1 protein-coding gene is annotated in these 906 nt (G+C 64.7%); it reads right to left on the reverse strand.

What is annotated here, in order from left to right; translation table 11 throughout:
- Positions 1-906: hypothetical protein (locus F6Q13_RS18000; RefSeq protein WP_293059445.1), on the reverse strand; the 906-nt coding region annotated here is incomplete at both ends.

Here is a 906-nt window from a genome sequence, read left to right on the forward strand (position 1 = left end):
CACCACGGGTTGCGCGGCACGCCCTCGCACGGGTTGGGCATGGTCGGCTGGGCGGGCAGCGGCATCAAATTGACCGCCGTTTGCCGAGGGTAGTTCGTCAGCGGGGTGGTCGGGCACTTGACGATGATCTGTGTGTTGCAGAGGACCTCGATACCCAGAACGCTCGGGAGCGCTGCGCCGACGCCCGGAATTCCGCAGATGTTGTTGGGGAAGAACTGGCGAAGCGGCGGAGCGGTGCTGACCCCTGGGGCGCCGAGCTGGATGTGCTTGGCGTTGACGGCCGTGCCCGAGCCGTCGGTGTTGCCGTGAAAGCAGTTGGCGGGATTGTGCAGGTTGGATATCTCGGCGATGTCGCCGTTGCTCGGGTTGTTGAAAAAGCCGTTGTTGGTGAACCTGTTGTTGACGACCTCGTTGCCCCAGTCGTCGAAGTAGCAGACCTCCAACGGCCTGGCCCCGATGCCGCCGTGGCAGTTGGCGGTCGCGTTCCAGGGTCCGATGGAGGGGTAGGGGGCCAGCAGCACGCCCCACGAGCCGTTGTTGTAGAAGTCGTTGTCGGTGACGGTGTCGAAGCGGCCTCCGGCGATCGACATGCCGGTTCCCACCGGCGCAGCCGCGGGACCGGTGCCCAGGGCGGGCACGTTGGGGTTGTTGTTGTCGTGCACCTTGTTGTGCCAGAACACCCAGCACGAATGGGTCCCCGTCGGACCGGTCCCGTTATTGGGGCATGAGCCATCCTGGGGCGGCGGCTGATCGGCGTTGTTCTGGGTGTTGGTGTCGAACCCGTCTTTGTTGTTGTCGAACTCGGAGTACTGGACGATCAGGCGCCCGCCGGAGTTGGTGCCCGAGTATCCCAGGGCCGAGTTCTCGCTGTGGGCGTGGTCGATGATCGAATTGCAGTCCGGGCAG

The organism is Mycobacterium sp. (assembly GCF_008709575.1).
In the GTDB taxonomy this organism is placed as follows: Bacteria; Actinomycetota; Actinomycetes; order Mycobacteriales; family Mycobacteriaceae; genus Mycobacterium.